The sequence below is a fragment of the Snodgrassella sp. M0351 genome, assembly GCF_016100575.1.
GTDB classification, from domain to species: domain Bacteria; phylum Pseudomonadota; class Gammaproteobacteria; order Burkholderiales; family Neisseriaceae; genus Snodgrassella; species Snodgrassella alvi.
In genome coordinates this window covers 1,620,115-1,633,896 of record NZ_JACFSG010000001.1, presented here as the reverse complement: position 1 = coordinate 1,633,896, position 13,782 = coordinate 1,620,115, and the positions used below count along the sequence as shown (strand labels likewise).

General features: G+C 41.3%; 13 protein-coding genes. 9 read left to right on the top strand and 4 right to left on the bottom strand.

Annotation, left to right across the window (positions count from 1 at the left end):
• Positions 1-6: 6 nt before the first annotated feature.
• The 5 genes from plsX to fabG all read left to right on the top strand — a co-directional run bounded on the left by plsX (position 7) and on the right by fabG (position 4,693).
• Positions 7-1,026 carry a phosphate acyltransferase PlsX gene (gene plsX / locus H3V01_RS07260; RefSeq protein ID WP_198186458.1) on the top strand — a complete coding sequence of 340 codons (1,020 nt, stop codon included), beginning with the start codon at positions 7-9 and terminating at the stop codon, positions 1,024-1,026.
• Positions 1,027-1,104: 78 nt separating this feature from the next.
• Positions 1,105-2,067 (top strand): beta-ketoacyl-ACP synthase III, encoded by a 963-nt coding sequence (locus tag H3V01_RS07255; protein ID WP_084563492.1) that lies wholly within the window; start codon positions 1,105-1,107, stop codon positions 2,065-2,067.
• Positions 2,068-2,091: 24 nt separating this feature from the next.
• Positions 2,092-2,955 carry a hypothetical protein gene (locus H3V01_RS07250; RefSeq protein ID WP_198186371.1) on the top strand — a complete coding sequence of 288 codons (864 nt, stop codon included), beginning with the start codon at positions 2,092-2,094 and terminating at the stop codon, positions 2,953-2,955.
• Between the two features lie 38 nt (positions 2,956-2,993).
• Positions 2,994-3,938 carry an ACP S-malonyltransferase gene (gene fabD / locus H3V01_RS07245; protein WP_198186370.1) on the top strand — a complete coding sequence of 315 codons (945 nt, stop codon included), beginning with the start codon at positions 2,994-2,996 and terminating at the stop codon, positions 3,936-3,938.
• A gap of 11 nt (positions 3,939-3,949) precedes the next feature.
• Positions 3,950-4,693, top strand: a complete 744-nt coding sequence (fabG, locus tag H3V01_RS07240) for a 3-oxoacyl-ACP reductase FabG (RefSeq protein ID WP_041879020.1) — start codon at positions 3,950-3,952, stop codon at positions 4,691-4,693.
• Positions 4,694-4,770: 77 nt separating this feature from the next.
• Here the strand turns inward: fabG and H3V01_RS07235 are convergent, their stop codons facing one another.
• On the bottom strand, positions 4,771-5,721 hold the full coding sequence (locus H3V01_RS07235) for a CysB family HTH-type transcriptional regulator (protein ID WP_198186369.1): 951 nt from the start codon (positions 5,719-5,721) through the stop codon (positions 4,771-4,773).
• 466 nt (positions 5,722-6,187) lie between these two features.
• Between H3V01_RS07235 and H3V01_RS07230 the strand changes: the two genes are divergently transcribed.
• On the top strand, positions 6,188-6,916 hold the full coding sequence (locus H3V01_RS07230) for an OmpA family protein (RefSeq protein WP_025331335.1): 729 nt from the start codon (positions 6,188-6,190) through the stop codon (positions 6,914-6,916).
• A gap of 408 nt (positions 6,917-7,324) precedes the next feature.
• Positions 7,325-8,122: a hypothetical protein gene (locus H3V01_RS07225; protein WP_037393062.1), complete on the top strand. Its 798-nt coding sequence runs from the start codon at positions 7,325-7,327 to the stop codon at positions 8,120-8,122.
• 217 nt (positions 8,123-8,339) lie between these two features.
• Here H3V01_RS07225 and H3V01_RS07220 read toward each other — a convergent pair whose 3' ends face one another.
• Complete coding sequence (locus H3V01_RS07220; protein ID WP_110414563.1) at positions 8,340-9,017, bottom strand: phytanoyl-CoA dioxygenase family protein; 678 nt, start codon at positions 9,015-9,017, stop codon at positions 8,340-8,342.
• Positions 9,018-9,589: 572 nt separating this feature from the next.
• Between H3V01_RS07220 and H3V01_RS07215 the strand changes: the two genes are divergently transcribed.
• Entirely contained in the window at positions 9,590-9,838 is a 249-nt protein-coding gene (locus H3V01_RS07215) for a hypothetical protein (protein ID WP_198186368.1), read from the top strand.
• 38 nt (positions 9,839-9,876) lie between these two features.
• Positions 9,877-10,686 carry a hypothetical protein gene (locus H3V01_RS07210; RefSeq protein ID WP_198186367.1) on the top strand — a complete coding sequence of 270 codons (810 nt, stop codon included), beginning with the start codon at positions 9,877-9,879 and terminating at the stop codon, positions 10,684-10,686.
• Positions 10,687-11,112: 426 nt separating this feature from the next.
• Here the strand turns inward: H3V01_RS07210 and argG are convergent, their stop codons facing one another.
• Both argG and tyrS read right to left on the bottom strand, forming a co-directional pair.
• Positions 11,113-12,465: an argininosuccinate synthase gene (argG, locus tag H3V01_RS07205; protein WP_198186366.1), complete on the bottom strand. Its 1,353-nt coding sequence runs from the start codon at positions 12,463-12,465 to the stop codon at positions 11,113-11,115.
• 40 nt (positions 12,466-12,505) lie between these two features.
• Entirely contained in the window at positions 12,506-13,771 is a 1,266-nt protein-coding gene (tyrS, locus tag H3V01_RS07200) for a tyrosine--tRNA ligase (RefSeq protein ID WP_198186365.1), read from the bottom strand.
• Between the last annotated feature and the right edge of the window lie 11 nt (positions 13,772-13,782).

Genomic DNA, 13,782 nt, shown 5'->3' with positions numbered 1-13,782 from the left:
ATGACCCTGAAAACCATTGCTGTAGATGCCATGGGCGGCGATTTCGGTCTGGATATAACCATTCCGGGGGCGCTGACATTTTTACAGCAGCAAACTGACGCAGCACTGATTCTGGTTGGTGATGAAGCCAAAATCAGAAATGCATTAAATAAAGTTAATGCTTCCATGGAACGGATTACCATTTGTCCGGCCAGTGAAGTGGTAGGCATGGATGAAGAACCGACTTCTGCGCTCAAGAATAAAAAAGATTCTTCGATGCGTGTAGCCATCAACCAGATTAAAGAAGGTCTGGCACAGGCAGCTGTATCAGCCGGCAATACCGGAGCACTGATGGCAACTGCCCGCTTTGTATTGAAAACCATTGACGGTGTTGATCGTCCGGCAATTGCTAAATTCCTGCCCGGCCGCAATAATCATATGACACTGGTGCTGGATCTGGGTGCCAATGTCGATTGCAGCAGCACCCAGCTTTTGCAGTTTGCTATTGTTGGTAGTCAGCAGGTGGCAGCATTGTTTCCTGAAAATATGCAACCAAGAGTAGGCTTACTCAATGTCGGTACTGAAGACATCAAGGGTAACGCAGCTGCTAAAGAAACTCATCAGCTTTTACGACGCAGTGATCTGAATTTTGTCGGCAATGTTGAAGGTAATTCTATTTTTACAGCTGAAGTTGATGTGCTGGTAGTTGATGGTTTTACCGGTAATGCAATGCTCAAAAGTATCGAAGGAGCGGTGAAATTTGCCGGTTCAGTTGTTAAAGAAGAGTTTACCCGCAGCTGGTTTAATAAGTTGGCCGCATTAATTGCGTTACCAACATTAAAGGGATTTAAGCGGCGTCTTGATCCGCGGCGTTTTAATGGTGCCATTTTTCTGGGATTACGTGGTGTCGTAATTAAAAGCCATGGCGGTACGGATGCTACAGGTTTCTGTTTTGCCCTGCAGGAAGCTTATAAAGCCATCAAAGCAGATTCAATTACAAAAATTCAGGCCGGTGTTGCACGTCAGCTGGCTGTTATGGAAGAATAAATCATCTTGTTGTAAAGGCAGACAAGTCAAATGACTTTGTTTAAAATATGCCCTTTGCCGTAAATTAAAGACAATGCCATGCTGAATGCCCATATTCTGGGTACAGGCAGTTACCTGCCTGCACGCCGCCTGACTAATGATGACCTGAGCAAATTTGTTGATACCTCGGATGAGTGGATTGCAACGCGTACCGGTATCAAAGCGCGTCATATTGCCGCAGAAAATGAACAGACCAGTGATATGGCTGTTTCTGCAGCACAGATTGCGCTGGCCGATGCAGGTATTGATGCAAACGAAATTGATCTCATTATTGTGGCTACCTCAACTGCGGATATGACATTTCCTGCTACTGCCTGTATTGTGCAGAATAAGCTGGGTATTTCCGGCTGTCCGGCATTTGATGTTCAGGCAGTCTGTGCCGGTTTTATGTATGCAATGGCTACTGCCAATGCTTATATTAAAAGTGGCATGGCCAGTAAGGCACTGGTTATTGGCGCGGAAACGTTCAGTCGTCTGCTTGACTGGAATGATCGGCGTACCTGTGTGTTGTTTGGTGATGGTGCCGGTGCAGTTATTCTGGGTGCTTCTGAACAGGAAGGCGGTATCATCCATACCAAATTACAGGCTGATGGTAATTACAGTCATATTCTGCAAACACCGGGAAAAATTGCAGCAGGCAAGATTGAAGGTTCGCCCTATCTATATATGGATGGGCAGGCTGTCTATAAGTTTGCAGTAAAAGCACTGGCTAATATTGCAAAAGAAGTCATTGATCAATCCGGTTTACAGCCGTCTGATATAGACTGGATTATTCCGCATCAGGCCAATCTGCGCATTATCGAATCTACTGCACGCCATCTTGGTGTATCAATGGATAAAGTTATTGTTACCCTTGCTGAGCAGGGCAATACTTCTGCTGCCTCTATTCCGCTGGCACTGGATGAAGGAATTAAATCCGGTCGGATTAAACGCGGCCAGACCTTGTTGCTTGAAGGTATCGGAGGTGGCTTTGCCTGGGGTGCGGTTACCTTAAAATATTAATATTGTTCTTATCAGGATCGGATTATGCTATCTCAATCTGCGTTAGCCAATATGTATCCGGTTATTATGTCGCCCAGTCATGACGGGCGGTATTTTGGTAATTATGTACAGTCATTGCTGGCTTTAGTTGCTGCGCATACCAGTGCAGGTTTTCCAATACAGGTATTTATGCATCAGGGTGAAAGTCTGATTACCCGTGCACGGAATAACTGTGTTGCAGAATTTCTGTCGCATCCGGAATGGACGCACTTATGCTGGATTGATACTGATATCGGTTTTTCACCGGAAGCTTTTCAGCGTCTGCTGCTGGCAGATCGCGATATTGTTGCAGGTGTTTATCCGCTTAAGCGTGAGTCATGGCCGGACGAAGGTATTCCTGAGCATATGACCCAGCAGCAGTTTAATGCCACTTATACTCGCTATACCATCAATATCAGTAAGGCAGATACTAATCATGAGGTGCATGTACAGGTAGATGATGAAGGCTTTATTGAGCTGCCAGAGGCGCCGACCGGATTTATGATTATCAAGCGGGAAGTATTTATCCGTCTGATGGAAGCTTATCCTGAGTTGCAATATCAGCCTGATTCTATCGGTGTTACTGATAGGGGATATCACTATCGCTTTTACGATTGTCTTGTTGATCCGGTGACGAAGCGTTATTTATCTGAAGATTTTAGTTTTTGCCGCTTATGGAATCAGTTAGGCGGTAAGATTTATGTTGATGCACGCTCTAACCTGACCCATATGGGTAACAAAATCTATCAGGGGCCTTTTGCCCAGTCACTGGAAGCTAATCTTGCTTACGCAATAGGTGCCCCGGCAGGTGCCAAAATGTTTCTGCACCACGAACAGCCATTACAGACCAATCAGCCTCCGGCACAATAAATGTCCGGACATTAGTTTTATTCAATTCAAGGAAGATCATGAGTATTGCTTTTTTCTTTCCCGGACAGGGGTCACAAAGTCTCAATATGATGTCCGGCTTTAATGATATGCCAGTTGTTAAAGAAATATTTGAACAGGCATCAGAAGCACTTAATCAGGATTTATGGACATTGATGAACGGGGAAGACAGCACAGCCCTGAACGAAACCGTTAATACTCAGCCCCTGATGCTGACTGCCGGTATTGCTACATGGCGTGTATATCAGCAATTGCATGGTCAGTTACCTGTGATGCTGGCCGGGCACAGTTTAGGAGAATACACTGCGCTGGTCGCTGCCGGCAGCCTAGCATTTCATGATGCTGTGAAACTGGTTCGTCTGCGTGCACAATTAATGCAGGAAGCTGTACCAGCCGGAGAGGGTGCCATGGCCGCAATACTGGGACTGGATGATAATATCGTGCGTCAGGTATGTTTACAGGCACAAAATGAATTATCCGGTACAGTTGCCGAAGCCGTAAATTACAACTCACCCGGTCAGGTGGTGATTGCCGGGACTGCTGTTGCCATTAATCGTGCCTGTGAGCTTGCTAAAACTGCCGGAGCCAAGCGTGCACTGCCGTTACCTGTATCAGTGCCTTCACACTGCTGTCTGATGAAACCAGCTGCGACCAAACTGGCTGCGGCCATGGAGCAGATCAATATTTCAAAACCACAAATTCCGGTATTGCATAATGTTGATGTTGCGGTGCATTCAGAACCGGAAACAATTAAACAGGCTCTGGTACAGCAGTTATATTCACCTGTGCGCTGGACTGAAACAGTAAGCAAACTGGTAGCTGACGGAATAACAGAATTTGCTGAATGCGGTCCGGGTAAAGTGCTGGCCGGACTGGCTAAACGGATTGATAAGAGCGCCAGTTGCGTTGCATTAACCAGTGTGCAAAGCATAGAAAGTTTTATTGCTGCACATGTTGAGAGCTAAAGGAATAAGTTATGAATCAGGATTTAACAGGTAAAATTGCGCTGGTAACTGGTGCTACCCGTGGAATTGGCGCTGCTATTGCCCGTTTTCTGGCAGAAAAAGGTGCTAAAGTAATTGGTACAGCCACTTCTGCTGCAGGTGTGACTAGTATCAATGAAGCACTGGCTGATTTTGGCGGAGAAGGGCGAGAATTACGTATCGCTGAAGAAAACAGTATTGAAAATCTGATTGCCGACATTGAAAGTAATATCGGTAATATTGCCATACTGGTTAATAATGCCGGTATTACCCGTGATAATTTGCTGATGCGCATGAAAGAATCAGAATGGGATGAAATCATGCAAATTAATCTGAAATCCGCTTTCCGTGCCAGCAAAGCAGTCACCCGCAGTATGATGAAAGCACGCTGGGGCAGAATTATCAATATAACCTCTGTAGTCGGTTTTATCGGTAATGCCGGTCAGGCTAATTATGCTGCAGCCAAAGCCGGGTTAGTCGGATTCAGTAAATCAATGGCGCGTGAAGTAGGCTCGCGCGGGATTACCGTAAATTGTGTAGCTCCTGGTTTTATCGAAACCGATATGACAAAAGTTTTACCGCAAGAGCAGCGTGATTTTTTTGCTGGGCAAACGGCATTGAATCATTTTGGAACTGTAGAAGATGTGGCCGCCGCAGTTTTGTTTCTGGCCAGTGAAGAAGCTCGTTACATTACCGGACAAACGCTGCATGTGAACGGCGGAATGCTGATGCCCTGATATCAGTTAAAGTATTTACAAAGCCATTTTTATCATCTGATAAAAATGGCTTTGTTTTGTATCGGGGATAAATACTATTAAATTGAAAAATCTTCTTCGTAAGAAGAATACAGGGCTGATTCAATCCGCGACCGTGTTAACCCAGGAGCGAATAAGGCCAGAAACTCATAGCCAAAACCACGCAGATAAACATCCTGTCTGAGTATTATCTGGATAAAGGAAGGTTCAAACAGATGTTCTGCACTAATCTGCTGTAAACCTTCATCTTGTTTACTATCAAAAGCCATAGTGGCCAGCAATCCGATACCCAGTCCCTGAGCAACATAAGTTTTAATGACATCCGTATCGGCTGAAGCCAGTTTAACTCTGGGTAACTGATAGCCTTCCTGAGTAAAAGCACGGGCGATTTTAGATTGTTCAGCGAAAGCAATATCATAAGTGATGAGCGGATAAGCTGCTATGTCTTCGAGCCGTAATGGCCGCTTTAAATCAAGCAGAGGATGATTATCAGGAACTACGATACTGCGATTCCAGGCTTTACAGCTCAATTTGCGTAATTCAGGATGCTCACTTTCCATTTCCATACCAATGGCAAAATCAACTTCTCCCTCCAGTACCATATGACTAATGGCTTTAGGGCTGGCTGTATGGATGCTCAGCTGTACCTGCGGATAACATTCAACAAACGCTGAGATAATTTTTGGCAGAGCATATCGGGCCAGTGTATGTGTGGTGGCAATGGTCAAGGATCCAATATTCTGGTCGGCAAATTCTGTACCAATACTTTTAATATTCTGTACTTCACGTAAAATCCGCTCGGCAGTTTCCAGAACAATTTTGCCCGGAGCTGTCACCGCAACCATGCGTTTTCCATGACGAATAAATAACCGTACGCCCAGTTCTTCTTCCAGCATGCGTATTTGCTTGGAAATACCAGGCTGAGAAGTAAACAGTACCTCCGCTGCTTCTGAAACATTCAGATTCTGACGATAAACTTCAACTGCATAACGTAACTGTTGCAGCTTCATAGTATTTCAGCCCCTTTTAGGTTTGAAGTTTTTAATTGTCGCTCAAATACAACAAAAAAGCTTCTTTATCTGCATCATAACTCAATTTACCCATTCTGACATGGAACACTTTCACTCTAAGCTTAACATTTTTACACGTTAATCCACCTGTAGCAGACCCTTAAGATAATAGAAGCTTGCTTGTTGTTTTCATGCAACTTAATTAGGGTAAACGCGTGAATTTAGTTGTAAATAAGTGACACAAAGCTATTTTTTAGGCATGATGCACAGTTAGGAAGCGGGTCGTCTAGCAGCTTCGCCTTGGTAGTTTGCATATTGACAGTTTATGCTGCGGTTTTTTATAGTATAGACTTGATTTACCAAGCTACCCGCCCGGTTTGAGCGGCCTGTAAATGGTATTTGTGTATTGATCAGACGAATTTCAGGCTGAATCAACACATAACAAATTTTTTGATGAGGGAATAACATGACCAAACAGCTAAAATTGAGCGCATTGATCGTTGCTATGGCTGCTTCAACTGCCGCTTTTGCCAATGGTGTTGTACCGGGTGCCGACTGGACCGGTGAACCTGCTGGTGCTTACAATGGCTATACTACCAGTTCTGCTCCTGAAAAAGGAACTGGCGAAATTATCGTCACCCGCGAAAATGGTGCCGATGGTACACCTGAATGTGTGAAAAACCGTTTCAACAACGATCAAGAACCAACTCTGGGTAACAATTGTGGTCACCCAATTGCACAGGCTGCTCCAGAAGCACCTAAATTTGTTGATGAAACAGTATCTTTGTCTGCTAACTTCCTGTTTGGCTTTGATAAATTTACCCTGCGTCCTGAAGCGATCGATACTCTGGATCAGTTGGCTACCCGTCTGGCAGACAGCAGCGTACAGGTTGTACGTGTTGAAGGTCATACCGACTTTAAAGGTTCAGATGCTTATAATCAGACTTTGTCTGATCGTCGTGCTAATACTGTTGCTCAGTATCTGGTTTCTAAAGGTGTTCCTGCTGGGAAAATTTCAGCAGTCGGCTTGGGTAAATCTGAAGCCCGCATGACTGAAACTTGTCAGCGTGAAGTTGCTAAATTAGGTAAGAAAGTTTCAGCTGCTAAGAAACGTACTGCTTTAATCGAATGTATTGCACCTGATCGCCGTGTAGATGTGAAAATCCGCACTCAGGTAGCTAAAAAAGTTAGATAATTTTTCTAATTTTATATTGATGAAAAACCCTGCTTAAAGCAGGGTTTTTTTATGCCAATAAAAATTTTAAAGAAATCAGAATATCTGTATTATCCTTTGTATAGAAAATTGATAGTTTTATTTGACAATAATAGGTTGGATGAGCTGGTATCAATTTAAAATCATCAGAATTGTATTACTTTAAAAAAATTTTCAGATAAGTGAATAATTATTAATAAAGTGTTAATATGCATGTTGGTAAAAATAAAATATGATTAATATGAATTATTTGTTCATTATTTTTAATAGTAACGGTTTTTCGAATATGCAAATAATATATAAATAAAAATGGCATATTTATTTATAACTAAGTAAACATTAAATCTATTTAATGATAAGTATTCAGTAAAATATAAAATCATTTCATCTATGAAATTTTTTAAATTCCTGTTTTTAATTTTATGCTGTAATTTACTTTTTGCCTGTACCGCACAGTTTCAGCGAGTTCCTAATGTTTCGGGTGAAAAAAAACATGTATCAGTAAAATTTCAGCGACAAAATACTGCGCCACAGACAGGAGTAGTATTGGTTCAGCCGATGGATTTACAAAGCGGTGATATTTTATTTTCTGCCGACTCAAGTCTCAATTCCCGTGTTTTGCGCTTGTTTGGTAATACTTCGGTTAGCCATGCATTTCTGTATTTAGGAGATGGAGAAATAGCAGAAGCCGTGGGTGGTGGTGTGCATATTATGTCTCTGGCTGAAAGCGTTGATGAAAGTCCGTTACTGGCCGTTTATCGCCATCCGCAGCTAAATGATTTACAGGCTGAAAAAATCCGTGAATTTGCCAGAGCAGAGGCTGGCGGGAAATATAATTATATGGGGATTATCAAGCAGACACCTTATACAGTTACCCGTAAAGTGTGTGAATTGCCAGTTATTCCGCGAGCTTTTCGCCATTTGTGCCTGAATACCATGGCTGTAGTACAGGTAACGCCTTTTTCTTCAGACCGTTACTTTTGTTCGCAACTGGTTGTCGCTGCCTATAATTATGCAGGATTGCCTTTAACCAAAACGCCGGCTGAATGGGTTGCTCCCGGGGATTTATTGCATATGCGTGCCGGTGATATCCCTTCAGTTGTACCAGTATATCCATTACAGTATATTGGTCATTTACGTTGTAAAACCTCTTTATGGCAGCGCAATTGTTCCCTGGCAGATATCTGATATTGATAAACTTCAGATATCTGCCTAATGTATCAAACAGCAGGATATGATTAAATTATTGATTAAATAAATTAGGTAAATTAAAACATGTTTGAATTAATTTATTAATAATAAATATGTATTTTTTGCTTTCAATAGATTAAATTTATTATAAAAATTAATAGTATTCGTTTTGAAATGAGTTATATCTGAATCCTGAGTAGTTGTGTTGAGAGAATCAAATACAGAATTGAAAAGGAATAATTTCAGCCAAATCTCCGGGCGCATATAAAAAGTGTAGTACACGTCTGCCATTAGTCTGAATAGCTTTTGACGAAGAATGCACAATAAGTGGTCGCATGATAACAGCTCCTCCTTTAGACAGGGTGCATTCTTGCTCGCCTTTTTGGTCTCGAAGCTGTGGTAGCGTTGATTCATTGATTCTTCCATACTGATGAGTACCGGCAACTACTTTAAGCGGACCATGCTCGTGCTGGCAATCATCTATGTGTAGCCTCACAGCTACCAGTTGCTGCATATATTGTGCCGGTGGTTGTACAAATAACATATTTTGTTTATGTGACCAGCCGGTAAACTGAGTATCAGAAAACTGATGTCTGACTGCTATGCTTAAATCCTGATGTAAAGGTACCAGCCAGTTTTTATCGGCTGATTTTTTGAATAATGTGCATTGGATTGCCACCGGGTTTATTGGGAGCAAGGAAGTAAGCTGAGTATTATTTTTCAAATTGTTAGCAAGTATCTGACACCATGGTTGTGTCAGAAGCTCACGACTGCCGGCAGTAGTTAAATTAATCTGTTCTAATTGTTGTTCTATATCTGTTAGTTGCTGAGGAGTAATTAAATCATTAATAACAGCATAACCATTCTGTTCAAAACAATCATATATCTTCATTATATTTTCCGTTTGTATCTGTTTATCTGAATTAATATTAATATCTTCTAATTTTATTAGGATTAGGTAGATCCTATTTATAGGATAATATATTGATATTTTCCATTATTTATTTAAAATGATTTATTTGTAATATTTATCTATACTATAGTTTTTCAAGGTAAGCAGAATATATACTCCTTACATTAGTCAATTTTTTTCTTAATAAAATTAAATTGATTAATTTCTGTATCTCATAAAATAGCCCTAGACACTATATCAAGTTTTTATGCTGTCATGTCAAAGATTGGTAGTGCTAAGCCTGTCAAAATATGTGTTTATGTCTTCATATGGCTACAAAACTTGAATTTATCTGTATTTTTTGCTCGTTTGTGAATTGAATTCAGTTAAGTATATGATTTATAGATGTTATAAACTATCATTCATCATTAAGATATTGTATAAATGAAAATTTATTTATAACCTGATGTATATCATAAAAATTATGATAAAAGAAAAATATGACCAATTTTTAACTTATACTCAGGAACTTATTTGGTATGGTTTTTATCAATCAATTAAGGGGAAGCTTTATGTTTTTTAAAAAATTCTGGAGAAAAAAATCAAATTCTGATATTCAATCAGTACAAGATAAACCAATCGCTCAAGATAAGATATCTCTCGCTATTCAAACATTCTGGACACAGGTAAAAGCATCTGAGCAGACATTTAATACGCTAGAGCCAATCTCTATCATGGAAAATCTCAATAATCTTTTAATAGATAATCAATTAAATGTTATTGCTGAGCTTACACGAGGAGATAAAAAAATCATAAAATAATTTTTACGGCTGAAGGCCGAATTGAGCAGTTTGAGCTGGTGATACGAATCGTTAAACATGCACCGGATCTGAATTTTTTTGAAATAGAAGCATTTAGGACGCGGGTTAAAAATCTGGATGCATTCTCTATAACGCATCATGATCATTCTCTTTCATTGGGTCCTGCTGATTTATTGATTTATCATCATGAAGAATATCGTAAAATCTCTTTGGAAATTGTGTTTGGTAAAACTATTCCTGAAGAGAAGAAGCAAATCGCACAGTCGACTGCATTTATCTTGCTTGATCATGCATTAGGAGAATATGATTTTTCTATTAAAATCGGGTGTGTCAACTTTTTAGAAATTCCCAAAGAGGCAACCGCAGTACCTCTTAATGAATTTGTAACGGTGTTTGATCAGTTATGGCAAGATAAATTAAAGCATACAGGTATTTTTCCTCTTTCTGATAAAGAGGATAGATGGAATGTATTTGAAATAATTGATCAAAATGATCCTGATCACAAAAGACTTGTGCAAAGAAATGAGACAGCTGATGTATTGGTAGGTGATTTGAATTATTGCTATGCTCTAACTATAACAGCCGATGTGGATAGTAAGGAAAATTTATCTCTGGTTTATGAACTAGAAGATACTATTAATCCAGCTCTACGATTTAATAAACAGGGCATTCATTGTCAAAATACATTTTATCAGGGCGTAAGAACCATTTTATGGCATGTGCAGGATAAACAATCAGCTATCGCATTGGCACAACGTCTGGCAGACCAGTATAAAACCCTTTCAGTTAAAATTGAGTGCGAATTTGATCCGGGCTGGTCACAATATTTAAGTTGGGTAGAAAAATAAAGATATCAATAGTTTTATTTTTCTATTAGTTATCTTTGAAAAATTCTATATTTCTTCTCATTCCAATAAAAGGATAAATTAACAAATATTCTTTCTTATAACAATATAAAAAGCCTGACGGCTTGGTTGAAGCTGTTTCACGACGAGTAGGAGTTAGCGGAACAAGCTATAGTAAAAAAGAAATTAACTGTGAGGAGCACAGTTCGCGTTATCTAGGAGAAGGAGATAGTATTGAAGAGGCATTGATTTTACGACCTGATGATCATTTAACATATGCTGACTCAGGTTCAGCCGGGGCTACTATAGATACGGTTTGTTCTTTGATAAATAATTAAATCGTATTATTTATTGTTGCAATTTATTATGTGAGTAAATAAAAAACCGGATAATAAATTAGTATTATCCGGTTCTAGAAATGATAGATTTTTATAAGATATCTTTTTTATCAGTTAACTGAGGTAGCAGTGCATCCTGACTTACTGATAATAGCCCGCTCTGAGTATATATACCCAATTTGTTGCGGGTATCGATAATATCCAGATTACGCATGGTAAGCTGACCGATACGGTCGGCAGGGGAAAAGGCAGCATTATCTACTTTTTCCATGCTTAACCGCTCCGGCTGATAAGTAAGATTGGATGATTCGGTATTGAGAATAGAGTAATCATTACCGCGGCGTAATTCCAGCGTAACTTCACCGGTAATGGCTTTGGCTACCCAGCGTTGCGCAGTTTCACGCAGCATAAGCGCCTGTGAATCAAACCAGCGTCCCTGATACAGCAGTCTGCCCAGACGCAGACCATTAATGCGGTACTGTTCAATCGTATCCTCGTTATGGATGCCGGTAAGCAGGCGTTCATAAGCAATATGCAGCAATGCCATTGCCGGTGCTTCATAAATACCGCGTGATTTAGCCTCAATAATACGATTTTCAATCTGGTCTGTCATGCCAAGACCATGTCGGCCGCCAATACGGTTGGCTTCCAGAATCAGCTCTACCGGATCATGGTATTCAACACCATTTAAAGCCACCGGTACACCTTCTGCAAACCGCACACTTACTTCTTCAGCCGGAATGTTTACCTGTTCATCCCAGAAAGCCACGCCCATAATCGGCTGTACGATTTTCATGCTGCTATTGAGCATTTCCAGATCTTTAGCTTCATGGGTAGCACCGAGCATATTGGAGTCGGTTGAGTAGGCTTTTTCAACAGACATTTTATAGTCAAAACCCTGAGCAATCAGAAATTCAGACATTTCATGCCGCCCGCCCAGCTCATCAATAAATTGTTGATCCAGCCATGGCTTGTAGATGCGTAAAGCCGGATTGGTTAACAGTCCGTAGCGATAGAAGCGTTCAATATCATTGCCTTTATAGGTGGAACCATCACCCCATATATGTACATCGTCTTCTTTCATTGCGGCTACCAGCATTGTGCCGGTAACAGCCCGTCCCAGCGGGGTAGTATTAAAATAAGGCATACCACCCGTATGTACATGGAATGCTCCGCTTTGTATTGCAGCAATACCTTCATGCGCCAGCTGTGTGCGACAATCAATCAGACGGGCTTTTTGAGCACCGTATTCGAGTGCTTTTTGCGGAATAGCATCATAATCATCTTCATCAGGCTGTCCCAGATTAGCTGTATAGGCATAAGGTAAAGCGCCTTTCAGTTTCATCCAGAGTAATGCTGTAGAGGTATCCAGCCCGCCGGAAAAAGCAATGCCGACTTTTTCGCCAACGGGCAGGTGTTGCAGAATAGTGCAGTGGTTACTCATATTAACTCCCTTGAGTGATGTATTTGCAAAATATGAAAATTTATTGCCATACCAGTAGTGCATGGTTGCGTTTACCACGCCGCAAAATTGTGTAGTGCCCGAAACGTTTATCATTGCTGCTGAATACGTAATCAGCACTGTCAATTTTTTGCCCGTTAACCATGACTGCTCCCTGACTGATAAAGCCGCGTGCTTCATTATTGGATTTGGCCAGTGACGCAGTAGTTAAGGCCTGCACGATATTGATGGATTCAGTAACCGGAAATGCAGGTAAGCCATCCAGAGATAATTGCTGAAAATCGTTTTCAGTAAGTGCACTCTGATCTTCGGCAAACAGGCTGGCAGAAATACGCTGTGCTGCAGCCAGAGCTTCTTCACCATGAATCAGTCGGGTCATTTCCTCTGCCAGAATGCGCTGTGCTTGTGGCTTACTGCCACTGGCCTGATCGCTGGCTTCAATAGCCTCTATCTCTGCCACACTGAGGAAAGTAAAATATTTGAGGAATTTATATACATCCGCATCAGCAACTTTTAACCAGAACTGATAGAACTGGTAAGGAGAGGTTTTTTCTGCACTCAGCCAGACTGCACCACCTTCGGTTTTACCAAATTTAGTTCCGTCAGCTTTAGTCACCAGTGGTAGTGTCAAACCATAAACGGTAGCCTGATGTAGCCGACGGGAGAGGTCAATCCCTCCGGTGATATTACCCCACTGATCCGAACCGCCGATTTGCAATACGGCACCGTAGCGGCGATACAATTCAGCAAAATCGTAACCTTGAAGCAGAGCATAGGCAAATTCGGTAAATGAAATACCTACATCATCACGGCTTAGACGCTGTTTTACTGATTCTTTGTTCAGCATGGCATTTACAGAAAAATGTTTGCCGATATCGCGCAGAAAATCCAGACAATTCATGCTGCCGAACCAGTCAAAATTATTTGCCATAATGGCAGCATTGTCACCACTGAAGCTAAGGAAAGGTTGTAGCTGCGCGCGTATTTTGGCTACCCAGTCCTGTACGGTTTCTAAAGTGTTGAGTGAACGTTCCTGTGCTTTGAAGCTTGGGTCACCAATCATACCAGTGGCACCTCCTACCAGCGCAATTGGTGTATGCCCGGCCAGTTGAAAGCGGCGTAAAACCAGAATAGGTAACAGGTGACCGATATGCAGACTGTCGGCTGTCGGGTCGAAACCGCAGTACAGAGTAATTTTCTTTTCGTTTAATAACGTATCAAGAGCCTGAGCATCAGTGGTTTGAGCTATCAGGCCTCGTTGCTGTAAGTCGTGAACAACGCTGGTCATGGTTGGATTTT